18 protein-coding genes and 1 pseudogene are annotated in these 23,455 nt (G+C 58.9%); 8 read left to right on the forward strand and 11 right to left on the reverse strand.

From position 1 onward, the window contains the following. Positions 1-69: 69 nt before the first annotated feature. Positions 70-684, reverse strand: coding sequence for a DedA family protein (locus tag GA0061103_RS27065; protein ID WP_092716660.1), 615 nt, complete (start codon positions 682-684; stop codon positions 70-72). Between the two features lie 158 nt (positions 685-842). After that, positions 843-1,430, reverse strand: a complete 588-nt coding sequence (locus GA0061103_RS27070) for a DUF2147 domain-containing protein (RefSeq protein ID WP_245304879.1) — start codon at positions 1,428-1,430, stop codon at positions 843-845. 721 nt (positions 1,431-2,151) lie between these two features. On the opposite strand from GA0061103_RS27070, the gene GA0061103_RS27080 reads away from it, so the two are divergent. After that, positions 2,152-3,288 (forward strand): ROK family transcriptional regulator, encoded by a 1,137-nt coding sequence (locus GA0061103_RS27080; RefSeq protein WP_092716666.1) that lies wholly within the window; start codon positions 2,152-2,154, stop codon positions 3,286-3,288. A gap of 15 nt (positions 3,289-3,303) precedes the next feature. Here GA0061103_RS27080 and GA0061103_RS27085 read toward each other — a convergent pair whose 3' ends face one another. Then, on the reverse strand, positions 3,304-4,350 hold the full coding sequence (locus GA0061103_RS27085) for a Gfo/Idh/MocA family protein (RefSeq protein WP_092717105.1): 1,047 nt from the start codon (positions 4,348-4,350) through the stop codon (positions 3,304-3,306). Between the two features lie 275 nt (positions 4,351-4,625). Here GA0061103_RS27085 and GA0061103_RS27090 point away from each other — a divergent pair, with 275 nt between their 5' ends. The 7 genes from GA0061103_RS27090 to GA0061103_RS27120 all read left to right on the forward strand — a co-directional run bounded on the left by GA0061103_RS27090 (position 4,626) and on the right by GA0061103_RS27120 (position 11,934). Then, the gene (locus tag GA0061103_RS27090; RefSeq protein ID WP_092716668.1) at positions 4,626-5,924 is read left to right on the forward strand and encodes an extracellular solute-binding protein; all 1,299 of its coding nucleotides are present in this window, start codon (positions 4,626-4,628) and stop codon (positions 5,922-5,924) included. Positions 5,925-5,991: 67 nt separating this feature from the next. Further along, a complete protein-coding gene (locus GA0061103_RS27095; RefSeq protein WP_092716670.1) occupies positions 5,992-6,921 on the forward strand; it encodes a carbohydrate ABC transporter permease in 930 nt (309 codons plus the stop codon). Next, positions 6,918-7,760: a carbohydrate ABC transporter permease gene (locus GA0061103_RS27100; RefSeq protein WP_092716672.1), complete on the forward strand. Its 843-nt coding sequence runs from the start codon at positions 6,918-6,920 to the stop codon at positions 7,758-7,760. The genes GA0061103_RS27095 and GA0061103_RS27100 overlap by 4 nt, the downstream gene beginning before the upstream one ends. A gap of 40 nt (positions 7,761-7,800) precedes the next feature. Further along, on the forward strand, positions 7,801-9,039 hold the full coding sequence (locus GA0061103_RS27105) for an ROK family transcriptional regulator (RefSeq protein ID WP_092717108.1): 1,239 nt from the start codon (positions 7,801-7,803) through the stop codon (positions 9,037-9,039). Positions 9,040-9,084: 45 nt separating this feature from the next. Continuing rightward, positions 9,085-9,939 (forward strand): sugar phosphate isomerase/epimerase family protein, encoded by an 855-nt coding sequence (locus tag GA0061103_RS27110; RefSeq protein WP_092716674.1) that lies wholly within the window; start codon positions 9,085-9,087, stop codon positions 9,937-9,939. 21 nt (positions 9,940-9,960) lie between these two features. Continuing rightward, on the forward strand, positions 9,961-11,016 hold the full coding sequence (locus GA0061103_RS27115) for an ABC transporter ATP-binding protein (protein WP_092716676.1): 1,056 nt from the start codon (positions 9,961-9,963) through the stop codon (positions 11,014-11,016). A 141-nt stretch (positions 11,017-11,157) separates the two neighbouring features. Further along, positions 11,158-11,934, forward strand: a complete 777-nt coding sequence (locus tag GA0061103_RS27120; protein WP_092716678.1) for a hypothetical protein — start codon at positions 11,158-11,160, stop codon at positions 11,932-11,934. Between the two features lie 125 nt (positions 11,935-12,059). Here the strand turns inward: GA0061103_RS27120 and GA0061103_RS27125 are convergent, their stop codons facing one another. From GA0061103_RS27125 to urtA, 8 genes and pseudogenes are all read right to left on the reverse strand, one after another. Next, positions 12,060-15,215 carry an efflux RND transporter permease subunit gene (locus tag GA0061103_RS27125; protein ID WP_092716679.1) on the reverse strand — a complete coding sequence of 1,052 codons (3,156 nt, stop codon included), beginning with the start codon at positions 15,213-15,215 and terminating at the stop codon, positions 12,060-12,062. A gap of 9 nt (positions 15,216-15,224) precedes the next feature. Continuing rightward, entirely contained in the window at positions 15,225-16,472 is a 1,248-nt protein-coding gene (locus tag GA0061103_RS27130; RefSeq protein ID WP_245304880.1) for an efflux RND transporter periplasmic adaptor subunit, read from the reverse strand. 877 nt (positions 16,473-17,349) lie between these two features. Further along, a complete protein-coding gene (locus tag GA0061103_RS27135) occupies positions 17,350-17,550 on the reverse strand; it encodes a hypothetical protein (protein WP_092716682.1) in 201 nt (66 codons plus the stop codon). Positions 17,551-17,827: 277 nt separating this feature from the next. Beyond that, entirely contained in the window at positions 17,828-18,523 is a 696-nt protein-coding gene (urtE, locus tag GA0061103_RS27140) for an urea ABC transporter ATP-binding subunit UrtE (protein WP_092716684.1), read from the reverse strand. Between the two features lies 1 nt (position 18,524). Continuing rightward, a complete protein-coding gene (urtD, locus tag GA0061103_RS27145) occupies positions 18,525-19,280 on the reverse strand; it encodes an urea ABC transporter ATP-binding protein UrtD (protein WP_092716686.1) in 756 nt (251 codons plus the stop codon). Positions 19,281-19,358: 78 nt separating this feature from the next. Continuing rightward, positions 19,359-20,445, reverse strand: a pseudogene (gene urtC / locus GA0061103_RS27150) (urea ABC transporter permease subunit UrtC); the annotation flags it as partial. Continuing rightward, positions 20,442-22,067 (reverse strand): urea ABC transporter permease subunit UrtB, encoded by a 1,626-nt coding sequence (urtB, locus tag GA0061103_RS27155; protein WP_092716689.1) that lies wholly within the window; start codon positions 22,065-22,067, stop codon positions 20,442-20,444. The gene urtB and the pseudogene urtC, both read right to left, overlap by 4 nt. 67 nt (positions 22,068-22,134) lie before the next feature. Further along, a complete protein-coding gene (gene urtA / locus GA0061103_RS27160; RefSeq protein WP_092716691.1) occupies positions 22,135-23,424 on the reverse strand; it encodes an urea ABC transporter substrate-binding protein in 1,290 nt (429 codons plus the stop codon). Between the last annotated feature and the right edge of the window lie 31 nt (positions 23,425-23,455).

A 23,455-nucleotide genomic window follows, 5' to 3' on the forward strand; every position in this document is an offset into this window, starting at 1 on the left:
CAACGCCCAATCATTGACGGAACATGCCATCGCTGTTGCATATTACGCCAATGTTCGATGACATCGTCTTCAGGAAAACTGCTTCCCGGCCGAGCGGCGTCGTGCATAGGCGACCAGAAAAGCCACCAGCAATTCCAGACCCATCATCGATAGCCCGACGGCAATACCTGCGGCGACTGGATCCCAGCCGCTGTCGCGCAGCAGATAACCGATGGCAATAAGAGGCGTGTTCCATGCAAGCGTCCCAATCACTGTCGCGAGCAGGAATGAGCCCAAAGGCAATCTAAGGATGCCTGCCGGCAGGGCGAGATATATACGCACGGTCGGTATTGTCTGACCAATGACCGTCACCCAAAAATGGTTCCTCCGGTAGGCAGCCGCCAGCCGATGATAGAGTTCAGGTCTCAGGAAGACAAATCTGCCGTAACGGCCGATGATATCCTCACAGCGCGATCCACCGAGAACATGGCCGATGAAATACCAGCCTGCGGCGCCTAAGGTAGAACCGAGACTGGCCATCAGAACCGTTCGGAACAGATCCAGCGCATTGTCGACCGTCGCTAGACCAATAAAGACGAACAGGACGTATGATGGCAGGATGGGAAGGAATTTCTCGAGCAAGCTTGTTGCTGCGACGCCAGCCAGCCCGAAATCGAGCAACCAGTTTAGGGGCAGGCTGTTCATGGCCAACGGTCTCCGTGGCCGCGGCAAGGGGCAAATCGGGCGAGCACAGCCTCATGCTGCACCCGCCCGACGCCAAACCACCTGACCACGACCGATTTGTTGGGGGCGCCTCGGTTGGCAAAAGACGGTGGCTTGTTCAGGTAATCAATGATTGCGGGCTATGCGCCGACCCGATGGAAAGTCCTGGTTTGGCCAAGTGCGGAAATGCCGATATAGCCTCTCAGGTTCATTTTACCGCCCTGCATCGTGATCTGGCAGTTATACGTACGGCCCGAAGAGCCGTCGTAAAGTGAGCCACCTGTCCAACTCCCCGCATTCCAGCGCAGGCCGGTGATGAACACGACATTCTTCATCGATCGGGAGCGTAAGGCAGGATCGGGATTTTTCGCGTCCTTCTTGAAGGTGACATTGTCGGCTTCCACCAATTGATTGCCGTAAAGCAGGCGTGCACGGAATTCCGTTCCCGCCTTGAACATATCGAGCTTCACGCTGCCATCGTCCGCCTGCCACACGCCGACAATGGCGTCGGCCGGCGAGGCTTGTTGCGCATAAGCTGCCGGTGCGGCGGCCAGTCCGATCGCTGCCAATGCCAGAAATACGGCAGATCGCCTTGAGACCTTTGACACGTCCATAAACTGAGACCTCTTGAATGAACCAATGTTGATGCAATCGGCGAAGGAAGGGCCACGGGCTGTAACGATCCGTGTTCCCGCTCTCGCGCAACTGTGTTGCAGGCCCATTTGCATGGGCCTGATACGTCCGGTGAGATTGCTATCTCCGAACGCAAGCAAGGCTATTGGCAGGGAGGCAATCCTGCAGTCACAGAACACGTCAATCGCGTTGCGCAGTCCGCCAATGCAATACTGTCTGCTTCAGCGAGCAGTAATCCGATAGACTGCCGCCGGCGGGGGATTCAGGAGGGTACAGCCCACCAACGTTGCCTTCAGGTCGAGTTGATCGAGGATCCGTTGAGGCATCGGACATTTGCTCATGTAGGTGAACTGGTAGAACGCAGCGCCAGGCCGCACATGATTGCGGCGAGCGCGCGTCAGGAGGGCAGGATCGAGGCGATCTGGAATGGCCGGGCAGCCGGCGTTAACTCGATGGCGGCAATTTTCGCTGAAGAACAGCTCCAATTCTTTATTGGAAACCGGGTGTCCGTAGGTTGAGAGCCAAATTCGTTAGGGCGAACGAGACCGTCTTCCCGAAAGCGAACCGTTTCAATTCCGGGCGGCCCGTAAACTCCGAGACTGACAAAAAAGGTCCGACATCGTCGGGCCTTTTTGCGGCTTGCGTTTGATTATGGTCAGATGCATGCATAACATAACCGGACATTCCGAAAGTCACTCAAAATCGGATGGTTGTGGCCCTAATAAAATCAATGACTTGTGTGGGTCGATTGGAAAATAGTTAGGGGCATCGTCAGTCCGTGATACACAAGCGTCGAGATACGCAAGGAAATCAGTCATGCGGTATCTTCGATCCGGGCCACGGTGGCGCCAGCCTGAGGAGACGGACGTTACGCGGGGCAAGACACTCGGTCTGCGGTCGGGAGAAATCGCCGACAGAAATATTCGTGTCATCCTGGAGGCGATCCGCCGCCACGGCCCTTTGACCCGCATGGAGCTCGGAAAGCATTCCGGACTGACCGGGCCGGGAATCACCAACATTCTGCGCCGGCTTGGCGATGAAGGGGTGGTGACATCGCACCGGCGCAATGGCGCCGGCGGCGGTGCGACCTCAACGGAATTTGCCCTGCGGCCAGAAGGAGCCTTCTCGATCGGCGTTCGTGCCCGTCAAAATCGAGGCGAAGCGGTTCTCGTCGATCTCAGCGGCCAGGTTCACGATCGCATTTATTTCCCCCTCACCCGAACAACGAGGGTCGCATCGATCCTGTCGGCGATCGAAGACATGATTGATCGCCATGCCGACCTGCCGATCATCGGCCTGGGTATCGGCTCGAATGACTGGAGCCCGGAAGAAAGCGATCAGCTGAATTCCGCATCGAAACTCCCGCGCAGCTATGTCGAGAACGAATGCACGGCAAGCCTGCTCGCCGAGCGCACGATCGGCACGCCGGCGCCGAAAGGCGGACTCGCGATGATCATCATCGACGAGGATGTCCAGGCCGGGTTCCTCGTTCGCGGCGTTCCCTATTCGGGCGTTCATGGACGCGCGGGCAATATCGGCGACATGCGCACCGGCCCCGACAATCTCCGCTTGAACACGGTCGTCGGCTTCGATGCGCTGCGCAGATTGGTGAGCGATGACGATTTCAGGCGCCTCCTGGCGGGCGAGGAGCCATCTTCCCCGCTGATAGCGCAGTGGATACGCGAGGCAGCAAGCCACCTGCTCGACCCGATCATCGCGATTGCCGGCTTCATCGCACCGAGCGTGATCATGATCGGCGGCGACCTCCCACGCGGCACCATCGAGGCGCTGATCCATCAGCTTTCCGTCGAGCGCCGCGACACGTCGAAACGGCCTTTCCTGACGCCCTGGATTTCGCCGATGAAGCCGGCAAGCTTCAGCGGCGGCGGTGTGGCGCTGGGGGCGGCACTTCTGCCTTTCCTAAACACTCTTCTGCCGCCGGTCTCCGGCTGAACCTTGCCTCCGGATTCAGGCAAGCGCCTCGTCTTTATGGCTGATGTCCGAGGCGAGCGCCTTGTCCAGGACCTTCTGTATGTTTGCCGCGCGGCGGAATGAGGGTTCCTGGGTCTTGCCCATTCTGACGGCCTGGACGAATCGCTGGTAGTTCGTCTCAACATCATCGAAGGGGATATCATGCCATGTTGCCGTATGAACGTCCTCGCCGAGGCAGGCGCGGAGCGTCGATTTTCCTGTGTCGTAGATCATCTCGATCGAACCGGTCTCGCCGTAGACCCTGAGACGCAGTTGATCCATTTGGCCAGCGGCGGTGCGTGTCGCCTGGATCGTGCCGATCGCTCCCGTCGAAAAGTCGACGTTCATTGTGAAGCTGTCATTCGCATCTAGATCATACTCGCCGATCTTATCGCCCGGCGCCTTGTTGAAGGTCTTTAGCCGCGCAAAGACATGGGCGACATCGAGCCCGGAGCCATAGGACGCGAAATCGACGATATGGATACCGATATCGCCGAGCGCGCCGTTCGAGCCGTGCTTCCTGCTCAGGCGCCACAGCCATTTGCTCTCCGACTTCCAGTCCCCCCAATGCCTGCCGACAAGCCAGCTCTGCAGATGGGAGGCTTCGACATGCCTCACCGCACCGATCTCGCCTGCGAGCACCATCTGCCGGCCCTTCTGCAAGGCAGGCGAATTGCGATAGGTAAAGTTCACCATGCCGACCTTGCCGGCTTTCTCGATAGCCTCGGTCATTTCCATCGCCTTGGTCGCATCGGTCGCAAGCGGCTTTTCGCAGAAGACATGCTTGCCGGCCGCAATCGCCTGCAGCGTCGTCGGGTGGTGAATAGCGTCAGGCGTCACATTGGCGACGGCATCGAACTCGCCCCAGGCGAGCGCCTCTTCAAGCGAGCTGAAATGATTGGGGATGCCGTGTTCCGAACAAAAGGCGGCCAGCCGCTCAGGCACGACGTCAACGCCGCCCACGACGCTGACACCCTCGATCTCCTTGAAACTTGCCGCATGCTTGTTGGCCATTCCGCCAGTGCCGAGAATGAGTAGGCGCATCTGATCCTCCATAGATGTCAGGTTTGGCTATTTTCATAACCGGGGCAAAACCTCACCGCCCATCGCAGATACCCACGATGGCTCGACTGTTCCGTGATCGGGAAATGCGGCTTGAGGCCGCTAGCTGCTGTTGAATGTCACCAGCATCTCAATCCTCCCGAGCTGCGACTTGACATCAAACCAAAGTAACTTAATCTAATTAATGCAGCATGGAAATGAGGAGAGGTCAACTGGCCACCATGCTGTATCCGTTTAAAATGGGGAGGAGACCCATCATGAAGAGAGCGTTCGTCAGCGCGCTAGCGCTGAGCACAATGTTGTTTTCAGTGCCTGCCGCATTTGCCCAAGAACTGGCGACAAAGGACAGGATTGGCCTTGCCGCCGCGCCGAAAACACTCACTGTCCGCCTTACGAACGACAGTCCCAATAATGCCGATCCGGCGATTGCCCAAGGCTACCAAAAGCTCTTCGTCGACTTCATCAAGAAGCATCCCGACTGGAAGCTGCAGATGCAGTTCATGTCGGCTGATATCGGTACCGAACAGGCAAAAATGCTCGAGCAGGCAAAGGCCGGCAATGCTCCGGATTGCGCCGCCGTCGACTCCTTCGTCCTCTCGCAGTTCATGGTCAACCATGTGCTCGCCGACTTCACTCCCTATTTCTCGAAGGACGAGGTCGCCGACCTCTTTCCCTTCATCCGCAACGGCATTACCGACAAGGACCAGACGATCCGCGCCTGGTGGTGGGACACCGACCTTCGCGTCCTCTATCGCAACAAATCCATCGTCCCCGATGCACCGCAGACCTGGGATGACCTGAAGAAGGCCGGTGTTGCTTCCGTCAAGGAAGGTATGGAGGGCATCCTCTTCAACGCCGGCCGCTATGAGGGTTCGACCTTCGACTGGCTTGCGAATTACTGGGCGCTCGGCGGCAAGCTGGTCGACGATACCGGCAAGCCCGTCTTCGGCGAGGGCGAAAACAAGGAGAAGTTCCTCAAGGCGCTGACCTATTACAAGGATCTCGTCGATTCCGGTGCCGCGCCCAAACGTGTGACGACGATCGGCAACTACGACGACCTGAACGCGGCCGCGGCCGCTGGAACCACCGCGCTCTTCATCGGCGGCAACTGGCAGCTCGCCCAGTTGAAGGCGACGCTCGACGAAGACGAATTCGCCAACTGGACTTTCTCGCCGATCCCCGGCCCGACGGCCGATCAGCGCTCCACCGGCACCGGCGGCTGGACGATCGCCTCCTTCAGCAAGGATAAGGACAAGGTCGAGATGTGCGCCAACCTCGCCCGCGATATCTATATGGGGCCGGGCAACGCGCTTCAGCAGCAATTGCCGACGCGCAAGTCGCTGTTCGACAAGTATCCGGTCTTTGCGACCGAAGCCAACAAGACCTTTGCCGAAGCGCTCGCCAACGGTCAGGCCCGTCCAGGCGCGCCGATCTATCCGGAAATCTCCAACCAGATCCAGATCATGATGGGCGACGTCCTGTCGGGGACCAAGCAGCCGGAAGAAGCCCTGAACGCGGCATTCAAGGCGACGATGGAGGCCTACAAGCGTCTCTAACGATTGTGATCGCGGCAGCGCCCCTTGCGGGCGTTGCCGACAGTATCAACCCGGACAGAGAAGCCCAATGACCCCTATCGCCATCGAGGCTGCCAGCCGGCCGCACAGCAGATCGTTCATGCGCCGTTTCGCCGGGGCGCCGCTGCCCTGGATCATGCCCGTGATCATCGTCATCGGCATCTTCTATCTCTATCCGGTGATCGACGTGTTTCGGCTATCGTTCACGAACGCAACGCTCATCGGTGAAAATCAGGATTATACGCTCGGCTCGATTGCCAACATGCTGAGTTCGCCGCAGCTTCCCGACATTCTCTGGGCAACCCTCGTCTTCGTCGGCGGCAGCGTCATCGGTCAGCAGATCCTTGGCCTTGCCGTCGCGGTCGTTGTCGTTCGCGGCGAGAAGCGCGGCCTGTTTGGGACGACGATCCTGAGAACCACGGCGCTCATCGCCTGGGTCGTGCCCGGCATTGCCGGCGGCATCATCTGGCAGATGCTGTTTTCGGAAGCGCCCTATGGCGCGCTGAACAGCATTCTGCGGCTCATGCACTTGCCGACGGTCGCCTGGCTTTCCGATCCGGCGATCGCCCCTTGGTCGGCCCTCATTTCGAACATCTGGCGGGGAACGGCTTTCTCGATGGTCGTCATGTATGCCGCGCTGAAGGCAATCGATCCCTCGCTTTACGAAGCGGCTGACGTCGATGGCGCTACAGGCATGCAGCGGTTCCTCTTCATCACTCTTCCACAGCTACGCGCAGCGATGCTCGTCAACATGATCCTCATCACCATTATGACGCTGAACACTTTCGACGCGATCATCACGCTGACGGGCGGTGGGCCTGGCCGCGCCACCGAAGTCATATCGCTCTATGTCTTCAACATCGTCTTCCGCAACTACGACCTGTCCGGCGGCAGCGTGCTCTCGGTGCTGATGCTCATCATCAGCCTTGGACTAGCTGTGGTCTACGCATCATTCCTGCCAAAGGAGGATGAACGATGAGCAGGCGCACCGGCACGCGCTTCGGCGATTTCCTGAGCTATCTCTTCATGCTGGCGATGTTCGTCTTCTTCGCCGGCCCCCTCACCTACCTGCTGTCGATGGCGCTACGCGACAAGCGCGAGATCTATCGCGGCGTGGCGCGCTACATCCCGCACAATCCGACGATCGATAATTTCATCACCGTACTCAACAACAGCTACTTCCCGCTCTATCTCTGGAACGGCCTGAAGCTTGCGGCTCTGAGCGGCTTCGGTGTTTTGATCGTCGCCATGCCCGCGGCCTACGCCTTCTCGCGCTTCCAGTTCCGGGGCAAAGGCCTGTCGATGATGGGGCTTCTGCTCTTTCAGATGATTTCGCCGCTGGTCATCATGGTGCCGCTCTATCGCTATATGAACCGCCTTGGCCTGCTCGATACGCATTTCGCCGTGACGATGGTCTATATCGCGCTCGGCGTGCCGCTGGCGACATGGCTTCTGAAGAGCACGGTGGATGGCATTCCGCGCAGCCTCGACGAAGCCGCGATGATCGACGGATGCAACCGTTTCTCCGTCTTCTGGCGAATCGTGCTGCCGCTGTCGGCACCGGGCATCGCCTCCGTCTTCATCATCACGGTCATTGCCGGCTGGTCGCAATTTCTCGTGCCTTTTCTGCTGCTCACGCAAAACAATTTGATGCCGATCGGCGTCGGGATCTTTAACTTCCGTGGCATGCAAACCGACTCGTCCATCCAGCTGCTGGCGGCAGCCTGCCTCATCTCCGTCGTACCGGCGATCGTGGCGTTTCTGTCGCTGCAGCGGCTGATCCTTGGCTCCATGACCAGTGGCTCGGTAAAGGGGTGAGGCCGGTTTGCGCGTGCCAGACTGATAGAGGAACCCGATGATGAACCAAACGACGGGCGTCAGACTGTCTCCCGACCTGACGGGAGCCAATGTCGAAGATGCGGGCGAGCACAATCGAGCTGTCGTCCTGCGCTGCATCCATCGGCAAGCGCCGATTTCGCGAGCCGAAGTCGCCCGGCAGACCGGCTTCACCAAGCCGGCGATCGCCCGCATCGTCGATCGCCTGCTCGACGAAGGCCTGATCATCGAAGCTCGCCGGCGCCATGGTCTGAGAGGACAGCCGGCGATCGAGCTTGAGATCAACCCCGACGCCTTCTTTGCGATCGGCATCAACATCGATCGTGACCATCTGACGATCCTCGCCGTCGATGCCGTCGGCAACGTGCGCGCCCGCGTCCACCACGAAAAGCGCTACATCCTGCCGGGCGAATTCATGCAGCTGACCGCCGATACGATATCGCACTTCCAGCGAAGCCGTCTGATCGATGACGCGCATCTGGCGGGCATCGGCCTTGCGATGCCGGACTGGCTCGGCGAGATCGCCTTCATGGGCAAGCCCGACGACTATTGGGAGTGGATGGAATTCGACGTGCGGGCCGCATTGGAGAACCTGACACAGCATCCGGTCTTCATCGAGAACGAAACCAATGCGGCAGCGCTCGCCGAACTCGACTACGGGCTTGGCGCCGAAAGCCGCAGCTTCTTCTATATCTCGATCAATGCCTGTCCTGGAGGTGGGCTCGTGCTCGACGGCAATGGTCATCGCGGTGCCATGGGCTTGAGCGGCGAGATCGGCTGGCTGCCGATCGCCGATCCTCAGGACAAGGGGACCCAGAAGGTCGAGCTTCTCGGCGAGATATTCTCGCTCTTCTTCCTCTACAAGTTCTTGGGCGAACACGGCATCAAGGCAAGCGTGCCCTCGGACCTCCTCACGCTGGATGCCCGCGGCAGGAAGCTGGTCTCCCAATGGCTGAAAGGGATGAGCGCGCATCTTGCCATTGCGGTCAAGCACATCGGCATGATCGTCGATCCCGATGCCATCATCCTCGGCGGCCGCTTGCCCATCCGCATGATCGATGAGCTGCTGCGCTATGTCCATGACCACCTTGATATGGAGGATACGGCGCTGCCATCGATCCACCGTGCCTCGCTCGGCGAGGACGCCTGCGCGATCGGCGCCGCCGCAATGCCGATGGCGGCAGCGCTCATGCTCGCCTCGGCCGACGAGGTGCAGCGCACGCGTTCACCACTCAAATTCATGGACCGCTTGAACAACTGAACATGAATAACTGAATTGGCCGCCACGGCCGCAGGGAGGATTTTGATGAGGATCGGTTTTTATACGTCGACGTTCAATGACAGGCCATTCGAGGAGGTGGTGGACTTCGCCGCTTCCGCCGGCTTCGATGCGATCGAAATCGATGTGCGCGGCCATATCAAGACGCCGGACAAGGTGCGAGCGGCGGTCGCCCTTGCCCGCGATCGCAACCTCTTCGTCTCCTCGATTGCCTTTTTCGGCAATCAGCTCGATGCCGACCGGGCCAAACGCGGCGAGCTTCGAGCCATCACCGAGGAATTCGCCGACGCGATCGGCGAAGCGGGCGTGCCGATCTTCATCATCTTTCCCGGCCGCGACGACAGCGCAGACGAGGATACCAACTATGACGATTTCGCCGACTTCGCCAACCGGCTGATCGCCAGCACGACATCGAGCGGGCTGATCTTCTCGATCGAGAACTGGCCCGGCCCAAAAGACAATTTCATCGGGACCACACCGAAGGGCTGGCAGGAGCTCTTCAAGCGAATTCCCGACAGACGTTTCGGTCTTGAATTCGACCCTTCCCATCTCATCCGTATCGGTGTCGATCCTTATACCGCCATGGATGTGGTCAAGGATCGCATTGCCATCCTTCATGCCAAGGATACGGCGATCGATGCAGCCGTTCAGCAGGCCGTCGGCTATCACGGCAAGGGGTGGTGGCAATACAAGCTGCCGGGCCATGGACTTCTCGATTGGCCGCGCTTCCTGCGCCAGGCGCGCGCCAATGGCTTTGACGGCACGCTTTCGATCGAGCACGAGGATGCAGCTTTCGGTTGGCCGGGCAAGGATCTTGCCCAACGGAAGGAAGGCGAACGCCTCGGCCTTGCCTATCTCCGAAATGTCTTGAACGGGCTTTGAAGCTATCCGGGAGGACGGAAAATGGCACATGTCAGAGTGAACAACGCGCGCAAGGATTATGGCGCGTTCAAAGCGATCAAAGGTGTGTCGGTCGATATCCGCGACGGTGAGTTCGTCGTACTCGTCGGCCCCTCGGGCTGCGGAAAATCCACCCTGCTCAGAATGATCGCCGGCCTGGAGGGGATCACCTCAGGCGATATCCAGATCGGCAAACAGATCGTCAACGATCTCGCGCCGAAGGATCGCGATATCGCCATGGTCTTCCAGAACTATGCCCTTTATCCTCATATGACGGTCGCCAAGAACATGGGCTTCTCCCTGCGGCTGAAGCGGATGCCCAAGGCGGAAATCGATCAGCGCGTCGGCAATGCCGCAAAGATCCTCGGCCTCGAAAACCTTCTTGAGCGCTATCCGAAGCAGCTCTCTGGCGGCCAGAGGCAGCGCGTTGCCATGGGCCGCGCAATCGTGCGCGATCCCGCCGTCTTCCTCTTCGACGAGCCTCTATCGAACCTCGATGCGAAACTTCGCGTCCAGATGCGATCAGAAATCAAGGAAATGCACCAGCGGCTGCAGACCACGACCATATACGTCACGCACGATCAGATCGAGGCGATGACGATGGCCGACAAGATCGTCGTGATGAAGGACGGCCTGATCGAGCAATCCGGATCGCCGCTTGAGCTCTATGACCACCCGGTCAATCTCTTCGTTGCGGGCTTCATCGGCTCTCCCGCCATGAATTTCATCAAGGGCAACATGACGAACTCCGGTTTCCGCACCACGGACGGGCTTATCTTGCCGAGCGAACAATATCCGCCGACTGCCGTGACCTATGGCATTCGCCCCGAGGACATCAAGCTTGTGACTGACGGCATCGAAGTGGAAACCGTCGTCGTCGAACCGACGGGATCCGAAACGATGGTGATTGCCCGCCTCGGCACGCAGACAATCACCTGCGTTTTCCGCGAGCGGATCAGGGCCGCACCCGGCGATACGTTGCGTATCGCTCCGGCTCATAACGCCGTCCATCTCTTCGACGAAAGTGGGCAGCGTATCGCCAATAGAGGGACCCCGTAGCCGAATAGAAAGACAGCTTTTATTACGGCTAGAAAAGCACCGAGCGCGTCATCGGCGTCTGGTTGTCACGGATCAGGGTCGCGCTACTTATACGAACATGTGTCAAGACGACCAACATCACTGAAACAGTCAGGGTGATTTTTGAGATACGCGTTCCCAACACTTCTCGCCGCAATCTGGTTCGGCCTTTTGTCATCGACGGCTTCTGCAAGCATGTCGCCGTCAAACCAAAGTGAGGCGGCGGCTTCGTATCAAGCGCTTGATGCGCTGGCGCGCCAGACCCGCGCGCAAGGTGATTTGCCACGCTGGTCAGTACCAGATCACGCAAAGGTCCTCGAACGCTTTTGGAACGTGAAGGCCACGCTGGGTGCTCCGCCTTACAGATCGTCCGATGTACCGGCACTTTTGCCGATTGGTGATCGCGCAGGCGCGCTCTACAAGACCTACTTGCTGTTTACATCTCAACCCGGAACTTTGCCCGATACGGCCGCCAATACGGCCAAGTATCAGGACGAGGTCTCTCGGGCCGCCGCTTATTTGTTAAAGGTTCAAGCAGCCGAGCTCGAAGCGATGGCCGACTTTGTCAGCACGCTTCCGGCCGCCGAAATGACCGCACCACGCCGGGCAGGATTGCAGCAAGTACGCCTCGGCATAAATGAAATGGTCACGAGCGTGATCTTGATGGTACGCTCGCCGGGTCTGAACCCTGCCAACAGGGACATTCTATTGAGCGCGCTTGCAGACAACGCCCCAGTCATGGCCGCCTCGACCCCTCGCGCCGACAGGGCCGCACTAGTCGCTCAAACCGAGGCAATCTTGCCGGCTTTAGCCGGCGCTGAACACGAGAAAGCGCTCATGTTCAAATCGGCCTTCGAGCATGGCGAATGTGGAGTGCTTTGCACTCTCGAAACAAAGTAGCCACCTAAACTGACTGAGCTGAAGGCCATGCCGGCCTCCGATGCTCCCGACATAGGCTCGCTTCCATAGAATACTCCTCGTGCTGCAACAGGCCCAGCTTTGACGCTGGGCCTGTTGCATGCTGACTACGGCGTATCCGGCGTTGCAGCGGCAACGTCTGGTTCTTGCCCCGTTGCATCGGTCGATCTCTTGCCCTTGAAGACGCGGCGGACGGAGACGAAGAGCAGCGGAATAAAGAAGATGCCGAGCACGGTTGCCGAGATCATGCCACCCATGACGCCGATACCGATCGAGTTCTGGCTACCGGAGCCGGCCCCATTGGCGATTGCCAGCGGCAATACACCGAGGATAAAGGCGAATGAGGTCATCAGGATCGGCCGCAAACGTTGCCTTGCCGCTTCGAGCGTCGCATCGATCAAGTTCTTGCCCTTGTCCTGCTGCTCGATGGCGAACTCGACGATCAGGATGGCGTTCTTCGCCGCCAGGCCGATGGTCGTCAGCAGGCCGACCTTGAAGTAGACGTCGTTCGACTGGCCGAAGATGGTGGCCGCCAGCAGTGCGCCGAAGATGCCGATCGGCACCGACAGCATGACGGCGAACGGGATCGACCAGCTCTCATAGAGGGCTGCGAGCGCCAGGAAGACAACCAGAATGGAGATCGCATAGAGCTGGGTCGCCTGATTGCCCGAAAGCTTTTCCTGAGCGGACAGGCTGGTCCAGTCATGGCTGAAGCCGGGCGGCAAGGTCGCCATGATCCTGTCGATCTCGTTCATGGCATCGCCGGAAGAAACGCCGGGGGCGGCTGCACCCTGAATTTCGACGGCGGAAGCACCGTTATAGCGCTCCAGGCGGGGCGAACCGAAGGTCCAGATACCCGAAGCAAAGGCGGAGAATGGCACCATGTCGCCGCCGGAATTGCGCACATACCAGCGATCGAAATCCTCCGGCTGCATGCGGAACTTGCTGTCCGACTGCACATAGACTCTCTTGACGCGACCGCGATCGATGAAGTCGTTGACGTAGGTGCCGCCCCAGGCAGTCGACAAGGTCGAGTTGATATCCGCCAGATCGACATTCAAGGCGCGAGCCTTCTCCTGATCGATATGGATTGAATATTGCGGCGTATCGTCCAGTCCGTTCGGGCGCGTGCCGCTCAGCTTCGTGCTTCCCGATGCCGCCCCCAAAAATTGGTTGCGGGCAGCGATCAATGCCGTATGGCCAGCGCCGTTAATGTCCTTGATGTAGAAATCGAAGCCGCTGTTATTGCCGAAGCCGGGGATTGCCGGCGGTGCCAGCGCGAAGACGTTCCCGTCCTTGATCTTGGCAAAGGCCGCCATGGCGCGTCTGGCAATCGCCTGCGCGGAAGCTTGCGGTGTCCTGCGCTGGTCGAAGTCCTTCAGGTCGACGAAAGCAACGGCGACATTCTGGCCCTGACCGCTGAAATTGAAACCAACGCTTCCAAACACGCCGTCGACATAATCCTTCTCGTTGGTGAGATAATAATTCATGACCTGACCGAGCACCTTGCGGGTGCGTTCGGCGGTCGCGCCCGGAGGCAGCTGAATACTGGTCAGAAGGCGTCCTTGATCCTCTTCCGGCAGGAAAGAGCTCGGCAGGCGATTGAAGAGATAACCGACACCGACGCCGATCAGCACGAAGATCACGAGGAACACGGCACCGCGGCGGATCATGCCATGGATGGTGCGCTGATAGCCGCGGGTTCCCCGCTCGAAGTTGCGGTTGAACCAGCCGAACAGGCCGCGCTCACGTGTCCCATGCGCCGGTTTCTTGAGGATAGTGGCGCAAAGGGCTGGTGTCAGCACCAGGGCGACGATGACCGAGAGCACCATCGCGGAGACGATCGTCACCGAGAACTGCCGGTAGATGACGCCGACCGAACCGGAGAAGAAGGCCATCGGGATGAACACGGCCGACAAGACCGTGGCGATGCCGATCAGCGCGCCGGTGATTTCCTGCATCGACTTGATCGTCGCCTCGCGCGGCGACAATCCCTCTTCCTCCATCACACGCTCGACATTCTCGACGACGACGATGGCGTCGTCGACCAATAGGCCGATCGCCAGCACCATGCCGAACATGGTCAATGTGTTGATGGAATAGCCGAACATCGCCAGCACGCCGAAGGTGCCGAGCAGCACGACCGGGACGGCGAGCGTCGGGATCAGCGTGGCGCGCAGGTTCTGCAGGAAGACGAACATGACGATGAAGACGAGCACGATGGCTTCGAACAGCGTCTTGACCACGTCCTCGATCGACAGCTTCACGAAGGGCGTCGTGTCGTAGGGATAGACGATCTCGACATTCGGCGGCAGCGTGCTGCGCAGGCTATCGATCGTCGATTGAACCCTCGCCGCCGTATCGATCGCATTTGCATCGGTCGCCAGACTGATGCCAAGTCCAGCGGCCGGCATGCCGTTATAAACACCCGACGTGACGTAGCTGTCGGCGCCCAGTTGCACGGTGGCGACATCGTTGACGCGAACCATGGAACCGTCAGGCAGGCTCTTGAGAATGATGTTCTCGAATTCCTCCGGCGTCTGGAAGCGGCTGCCAGCCGTGACCGTCGCATTGAGCTGCTGGCCGCCAAGCTGTGGCAGGGCACCCAATTGCCCGGACGAGACCTGTACGTTTTGCGCCTGGATGGCGGAGACGACGTCCGATGTCATCAGCTGGTATTTGACGAGCTTGTCCGGATCGACCCAGATGCGCATGGCATAGCGCGCACCGAAGAGCGTGGTATCGCCAACGCCTGGAACACGCTTCAATGTATCGTTGAGGGTGCTGTCGACATAGTCGGCAAGGTCGGTCGGCATAAGCTTGCGATCCGTCGACACAAACGCCGCAACGAGGAAGAAGCTGCTGGTCGATTTCGAAACGGTAATACCTGTATTCTGGACAACTTGCGGCAGCTGGGCGGTGACGAGCTGCAGCTTGTTCTGCACCTGCATCTGCGCGACATCGGGATTGGCCTTGTTGGTGAAGGTCAGAGAAATCGAGGCCTGACCCGTCGCCGTCGAAGTCGACGCCATATAATCTAGATTGTCGATACCGGTCATGCCTTGCTCGATGACCTTAGTCACCGAGTTTTCGACAGTTGCGGCGTCGGCGCCGGAATAGGTGGCGGTGATGCGCACCGTCGTCGGTGCGATCTGCGGATATTGCGCGACCGACAGTGTCAGGATCGACAAGGCGCCTGCCAGCATGATGACAATGGCGATCACCCAGGCAAAGACCGGCCGGTCAATGAAGAAGCGAGACATGATTTACCCTCAATTCGTCGAACCAGTGACGGCGCCCTTGTCCGTGCCGTCGGCCTTGCTCTGCTGGCCGGATTGGGATGTGCCGGCCGCCGATGCCTGTTCAAGATTTCCGCTGGCATCATCGACCGTCACCAGCGCGACGTTTACCTCCTGGCCGTCACGCACGCGCTGTATGCCTTCGACGACGACTCGATCTCCCTCCTCTACTCCTTTGCCTACGAGCCAGCTGTTGCCGATGCTGCGCTGAACGGTCAGCACACGCTGCTGGATTTTGCCGTCCGCACTTACGAAGAAGGCGATCGGTTCGCCCTTCGTGTTGCGGGTCACGGCGCGCTGCGGCACGAGGAAGCTGTTTTCGGCAACGCCTTCCTGGATGGTGGCGCGCACATACATGCCCGGCAGCAGAACCCGCTCCGGGTTGGGGAAGCTGGCGCGGACATTGAGTGTTCCGACAGTCTCGGCTACAGCGGCCTCGGCAAATTCCAGCGTGCCGCTTTCCTTATACTGAGTGCCGTCCTCCAAGGTCAGACGGACCGAAACATTGTCCCCGCTTGTCTTCAGGCGCCCCTCCTCCACCGCACGTCGGAATCTCAGGAGGTTCGTACTCGACTGCGTGACGTCGACATTGATCGGATCGAGCTGGCGAATGGTGGTCAATGCCGTCGTCTGCTCGGCCGTGACGAGCGCACCAACCGTCACCGTGGAGGCATCGACGCGGCCGGAGATCGGCGCCCGGATCTTGGTGTAATCAAGGTTGATCCGCGCCGTCTCGAGCGCCGCCTTGGCGGAGGCGACATCGGCCTGAGCCTGTACCAGGGTGGACTTCGCATCGTCGAAATTCTGCTGGCTGACGGCGCTCTGCGCACTCAGACCCGCATAGCGGTCCAGCTTGGCCTGGGCATTCGGCACGGCACCTTCCGCCTTCTGCAAGGCGGCAACTGCACTGTCATAGGATGCCTGATAGGAGGACGGATCGATCTCGTAGAGCACATCGCCCTCCCGGACCTCGCTGCCTTCCTTGAAATTGCGGCTGCGGATGATGCCGCCAACCTGCGGCCGAACCTCGGCGACGAGATTGGCGCTGATGCGACCGGGTAGATCGGCGGTAATGGCGACCGATTGCGGATGCAATGTCATCGCACTGACCTCGGATTTCACCGTTCTGCCGCCATTCTGTGCTGCAGGCTGCTGGTTGCAGCCAGCCAACAATGTGACCACGAATCCCGAAACCACGGCCCGCATTAGATGTCGTTTCATATATTCCTCGTTGCGTGCGGATCTAAATCTGAAGGGAAGGAGGGAGCGAAAAGGCTGTTTGCCGGCGGCACGGCTCTGCGCAAACTCGCAACAATCCCGTCGTCTCTGGAAATCATCGTCAAGTCTGCCCGGATAGGGCATAAGGCAGCGTGTCTGGCGCAATCGGATAGCTTCCCGCCCGTGCTTTGCTTGAGTTGTGAATTGCATTTGCGACTGCTGCCCCGGTATCGCGAGCTCTGGTTCCGTTGAACATGGTGGAGCAGGCAGCGGATCGACCATGATTCATGTTATTCATCGCTCTCGCTGAATGAACATATTCTCACGAAGATCCGATCGATCTGCGCAAGAATCGGTACGTGGATCAAATGGATGGATAAGCATGTCAGGACCGATATCGACGATCTCCTCGGTTATGCTTGTATCGGCATTACATGGAATAGATGGATAAATCGCAGGCACAGAGCCATAATGCCCTCTGATTGAACTAAACTTCTTGTCTATCCAATTGCCCGATATGAAACTGATGATCACCGCTTTAAGCCCTATCTAACATGCTCTTACAGCAGGATTACTCTTGGTTTGTCGCATAGCTTTGCCGGAAAATGGTCAAAGTGTGTCAGCTGGTATTGATATGACTATTTATGAAATAGCTCTATGTGATTTTGTATATCACTATCTACTCAATCTTGCTTATGCTCATCATTACAATGAGTATCTATATTTATGCGTGCACGATCACGGTTTATGATGCAGCGATTCATTGATTGCTACATACTCACGATGCAATTTTAGATCAGTTTTGTATGATCGTTGCACTACCGCTAGCACATGCAGGATTTCACCTAAAAAGGATTTTTTACACGCGTTTAGCCGCGCATCATTGCAGTGATGCAGCAGAAGTCGTCTTGCGAATGGTGATTTCGATGCCACCCATGGACCTGCCATCATCAGTCACATCCGGTACACGGATGTAAAGGATCTCGGAATAGTTGCGGAACGTGCCGCCGATTAGCTCATATATCGCAAGTGCCGTATTTTCCGGGAGTTCTTCGACCGATACGCTTTTACGTTGCTGCATGGGATTCTCTTTCAAAAGTCGGGGCGCCTTCAAGAGATAGAATGACTGCCAGCACTTTAGCCGCGATTTGTCGCAAAGATATCCCAGGAATTCGGGAAACTGTCACAAATGCGTGAGGGTCGCTTCCATGGAGCGCAGATATCATCGTACGAAATAGCCGTATCGTTCTCAGCAAGGTCGTCTGAGAGACGAATCCGCAGATAGCCGCCCACAACGCTTGAAACTGCGGCTAAAACGTCTGCAATCCAAAACTCCAGCTATGAGCAATATCCTTTGCTCAGACGGTCAGATGGCGGCGGGCCTCCGGTGTATCCAACGTCTCCGCCAGGCCTTCATGCACGATCTCGCCGCGATCCATGATGTAGACGTAATCGGCAAGCTCGCGGCAGAAATCGAGATACTGCTCGACCAGCAGGATCGCCATGCCGGTGGAATCCCTGAGATAGCGGATCGCGCGGCCGATATCCTTGATGATCGACGGCTGAATGCCCTCGGTCGGCTCGTCCAGAACCAGGATCTTCGGTCGCGTCACCATCGCTCGGCCGATAGCCAGTTGCTGCTGCTGCCCCCCCGAGAGATCGCCACCGCGACGCGACAGCATCGACTTCAAAACGGGGAACAGACTGTAGATGTCATCCGGAATGCTGCGGTCGCGGCGGGAAAGCGGCGCATAACCGGTCTCGAGATTTTCCTTCACCGTCAACAGCGGAAAGATCTCGCGTCCCTGCGGCACATAGCCGATCCCCTGCTTGGCGCGGGCAAACGGCGCCATGCCGTTCAACGTTATGCCATTGAAGGCAACCGTACCGGCCGACAATGCGTGCTGTCCGGTGACAGCGCGCAAGAGAGAGCTCTTGCCGACGCCGTTGCGCCCGAGAACGCAGGTGATCTTGCCCATCTCGGCCTTGATGGAGATGCCACGCAGCGCCTGAGCGGCGCCATAATGCAGATTTGCGTTTTCGACTGTCAGCATCTCACCGCCCCAGATAATTCTCGATCACCTTCGGATCGCTACTGACGAAATCGATCGAGCCCTCCGCCAGGACCGAGCCTTCCGCCAGGCATGTCACCTTGACCCCGAGATCGCGGATAAAGCCCATGTCATGCTCGACCACCACGACCGAACGCGTCTTGGCGATTTCCTTCAAGAGCACGGCCGTTTCCGCCGTCTCGGCATCCGTCATGCCCGCCACCGGCTCATCGACCAAAAGCAGCTTTGGCTCCTGCGCGAGCAGCATGCCGATCTCCAGCCATTGCTTCTGGCCATGCGAGAGATTGGCCGCCAGCTCGTCGCACCGATGCGACAGCCGCACCGTTTCGAGGATTTCGTCGATACGGTCACGATCAGTGGGCGTCAGCCGGTAGAACAGCGTTGCAAAGACGCCGCGATTGCGGTTCAGCGCCAGTTCGAGATTGTCCCAGACCGTATGGCTTTCGAAGACGGTCGGCTTCTGGAATTTCCGGCCAATGCCGAGCTGGGCGATATCGGCCTCGTCCTTTTTCGTCAGGTCGATCTGACCATTGAAGAACACCTCGCCCTCGTCGGGCCGCGTCTTGCCGGTGATGATATCCATCATCGTCGTCTTACCGGCACCGTTCGGACCGATGATGGCGCGAAGCTCTCCCGGCTCGATGACGATCGACAGCGAATTCAATGCCTTGAAACCGTCGAAGGAGACCGAGACATTGTTGAGATAGAGCATGCTATTGGGCTTGATATCCGGGATCATGATCTCACTCCGCCGCCTGTACGGGCTTGCTGGCTTCATCCTTCGCAGCCTTGGGCGGCGGGCTTGCCGGCCTACGCATCTTGCCGAAATAGTGCGCTATCGTGCCGACGATGCCCTTCGGCAGGAAGAGCGTCACCGCCACGAACAGGCCGCCGAGCGCAAACAGCCAGAAATCAGGAAACAGGCCGGTGAAAACAGTCTTGCCGCCATTGACGAGGATGGCGCCGATGATCGGCCCGATCAGAGTCGCTCTCCCGCCGACGGCCGTCCAGATGACGACTTCGATCGAATTGGCCGGCGCGAACTCGCCGGGATTGATGATGCCGATCTGCGGCACGTAAAGCGCGCCGGCGATCCCGGCCATCATCGCCGACACGACGAAAACGAAGAGCTTCATGTGTTCGACGCGATAGCCGAGGAAACGCGTTCGGCTTTCGGCATCACGCACGCCGACCAGCACCTTGCCGTATTTCGAGCGCACGATGGCCGAGGACAGCATCAGGGCAAACGCCAGAAATACCGCTGTCACCGCGAAGAGCACCGCGCGCGTCCCATCGGCCTGGATGTTGAAGCCGAGAATATCCTTGAAGTCTGTCAGGCCGTTGTTGCCGCCGAAGCCCATGTCGTTGCGGAAGAAGGCGAGCAGCAGCGCATAGGTCATCGCCTGTGTGATGATCGACAGGTAGACGCCATTGACGCGCGAGCGGAATGCAAACCAGCCGAAGACGAAGGCAAGCAGGCCGGGCGCAACCAGCACCATCAGTATCGCGAACCAGAAGTTGTCGAAGCCGTACCAGAACCAGGGCAAATCCTTCCAGTTCAGGAACACCATGAAGTCAGGCAGGATCGGATTGCCGTAGGTGCCCCGCGAGCCGATCTGACGCATCAGATACATGCCCATCGCATAACCACCGAGCGCGAAGAACGCGCCGTGGCCGAGCGAGAGGATACCGCAATAGCCCCAGACGAGATCGAGCGCCAAGGCGAGCAGCGCATAGGTCAGATACTTGCCGAACAGCGACATCAGATAGGTCGGCACATGCAACGGGCTCGTTTCCGGCAGCAAAAGGTTCGACAGCGGCACGAGCACTGCGACGGCAAGAAGGATCGCGATGGCGATGCTGATACGGCGGTCGAGCGAGCGAAGGATGAAGGCGGTGATCATGCTTCCACTGCCCTTCCTTTGAGGGCGAACAGGCCGCGCGGACGTTTCTGGATGAAGAGGATAATGAGGACGAGCACCAGGATCTTGCCGAGCACCGCGCCTGCATAGGGCTCAAGGAATTTGTTGAGGATGCCGAGCGAGAAGGCGCCGACGAGCGTGCCCCAGAGATTGCCGACACCGCCGAATACCACGACCATGAAACTGTCGATGATGTAGCTCTGGCCGAGGTTCGGCGAGACGTTGTCGATCTGCGAGAGCGCGACACCCGCCATACCGGCGATGCCGGACCCCAGTGCAAAGGTGAAGGCGTCGACCCAGGATGTACGTATGCCCATCGAGGAGGCCATGCGCCGGTTCTGCGTCACCGCCCGCATCTGCAGGCCGAAGGCCGAACGTTTGAGGAGGAGCAGGAGCGCCACGAAAACGCCGAGCGAAAAGACGATGATCCAGAGACGGTTCCATGTGATCGAGAGATAGCCGAGATCGAAGGAACCGGACATCCAGGAGGGGTTACCGACTTCCTGATTGGTCGGCCCGAAGATCGAGCGCACCGCCTGCTGCAGGATCAGCGAGATGCCCCAGGTGGCGAGCAGCGTTTCCAGCGGCCTGCCATAAAGGAAGCGGATGACGCCGCGCTCGATGATGAGGCCGACGGCACCGGTGACGATGAAGGCAACCGGCAATGCGATGGCCAGCGACCAGTCGAACAGTTCCGGGTAGGAATTGCGGATGACGCTCTGAACCATGAAGGTGGAATAGGCGCCGAGCATCACCATCTCGCCATGCGCCATGTTGATAATGCCCATGACGCCGAAGGTAATGGCAAGGCCGATCGCGGCCAGCAGCAGCACCGAGCCAAGCGACAGGCCGTACCAGACATTCTGCACCGCATCCCAGAACTTCAACTGTTCCTGAATGCCGGCAATGGCGGCTGCGACATCCGGCTTGAGGCTGTCATCGACGGAAACCGAAGACAGAATGCCGATCGCATCCCTTCCGCCTTCGGTCTTGATCGTCTCGATCGCCGCTTTCTTGTCTTCAATCGGACGGTCAGAGCCGAGGATCGCAACAGCCCTTGCTCTTTCGAGCACACCGCGAATTTCCGTGTCCTTCTCGCCCTGCAGCGCCGTCTCAACGGCTTCGAGCGAATCCGCGCTCGGCGCCTTCAGGATGGATTGGGCCGCCTCCAGGCGGGTCGCGCGATCCGGGCTCATCAGCGTCAGACCGCCGAGAGCCGCGCGAACCGCACGGCGAAGATTATTGTTGATCTTGATCTTGCCGAGATTGTCCTTGGCTTCCTGGCCGGCCGCCTGACCCGTCACCGGGTCCACCAGATCCATCATGTCGCCGGAGGACTTGGCAATGAACACCTGGTTGTCCGACTTTCTCACATAGAGATCGCCATCGGAAAATGCCTGCAATGCCGGCACCACCTTCGGGTCGCCTGTCTTCGCGAGGCTTTGGACGATATCGCCGGCCTTCTGAAAATTGGCCTGGCCGAGGGAATTGATGAGACCATGGGCATCTTCCTGGGCACGCAGGCTTGTCACCGTCAGCGCCAGCATCAGGCAGAAGCCGGCGACCAGCGCCAAGGCCATGCGGTAAACGAATTTGTCGAACATTGCGCTAGTCCCCTCAAGCTACCGCGGGCAGAAGAGCCTGCCCGCGGCGGTCTTGCATCGGCTGAAATCAGGAGCCCTTGCCGCCGCACTTGCCGGTGGAAACGTTGAAGTTGCCGCAGTTCATCGGCATGCGCCAATCCGAGATCAGGTCCTTGCTGTCGGGCAGGTAATCCGACCATTCCTTGCCGACGACCGCCGGGGTCTGCGAGACGACATCGAACTGGCCATTTTCCTGTACTTCGCCAATCAGGACAGGCTTGGTGATGTAGTGGTTCGGCATCATCGTCGCGTAGCCGCCGGTAAGGTTCGGAACGGTGACGCCGACAAGCGCGTCGATGACCTTGTCCGGATCGGTGGTGCCGGCCTTCTCGACAGCCTTCACCCACATGTTGAAGCCGATATAGGCGGCTTCCATCGGGTCGTTGGTGACGCGCTTGTCGTCCTTGGTATAGGCATGCCATTCCTTGATGAAGGCGGCGTTGGCCGGCGTGTCGACCGACTGGAAGTAGTTCCAGGCAGCGAGATGTCCGACCAGCGGCTTGGTGTCGACGCCAGCCAGCTCTTCTTCGCCGACCGAGAAGGCGACGACCGGGATATCCTCGGCCTTGACGCCCTGGTTACCCAATTCCTTGTAGAAGGGAACGTTGGCGTCGCCGTTGATGGTGGAGACGACGGCGGTCTTCTTGCCGGCTGCGCCGAACGCCTTGATCTTGGAGACTTCCGTCTGCCAGTCGGAGAAGCCGAACGGCGTGTAGTTGATGATGATGTCTTCGTCCTTGACACCCTTCGACTTCAGATAGGCTTCGAGGATCTTGTTGGTCGTGCGCGGATAGACATAGTCGGTGCCTTCAAGCACCCAGCGCTGCACGCCTTCGTTCTTCATCAGATAGTCGACAGCCGGGATTGCCTGCTGGTTCGGAGCCGCACCCGTATAGAAGACGTTGCGTTCGGACTCTTCGCCTTCGAACTGGACCGGATAGAACAGGATCGAATCCAGTTCCTTGAAGACGGGCAGAACAGACTTGCGCGACACCGAGGTCCAGCAGCCGAACACGGCGGAGACCTTGTCCTTCTGGATCAATTCGCGAGCCTTTTCGGCGAAGAGCGGCCAGTCGGAAGCCGGGTCGACAACGACAGGCTCGAGCTTCTTGCCGAGGACGCCGCCCTTCTTGTTCTGCTCGTCGATGAGCATCAGCATGGCGTCCTTTAGCGTCGTTTCAGAGATCGCCATGGTGCCGGAAAGCGAATGCAGGACGCCGACCTTGATGGTGTCGTCGGCCGCGAAAGCGCCGTGAAATGCCGTCGTTGACATGATGGCGCCAAGCAGCGCGCCGGAGACGAGAGTCTTGAATTTCATCCGTTGGTTCCCCTCTTTTTGTCTGCCGCAA

The sequence above is a fragment of the Martinezella multihospitum genome (assembly GCF_900094585.1).
Lineage (GTDB): Bacteria > Pseudomonadota > Alphaproteobacteria > Rhizobiales > Rhizobiaceae > Rhizobium > Rhizobium multihospitium.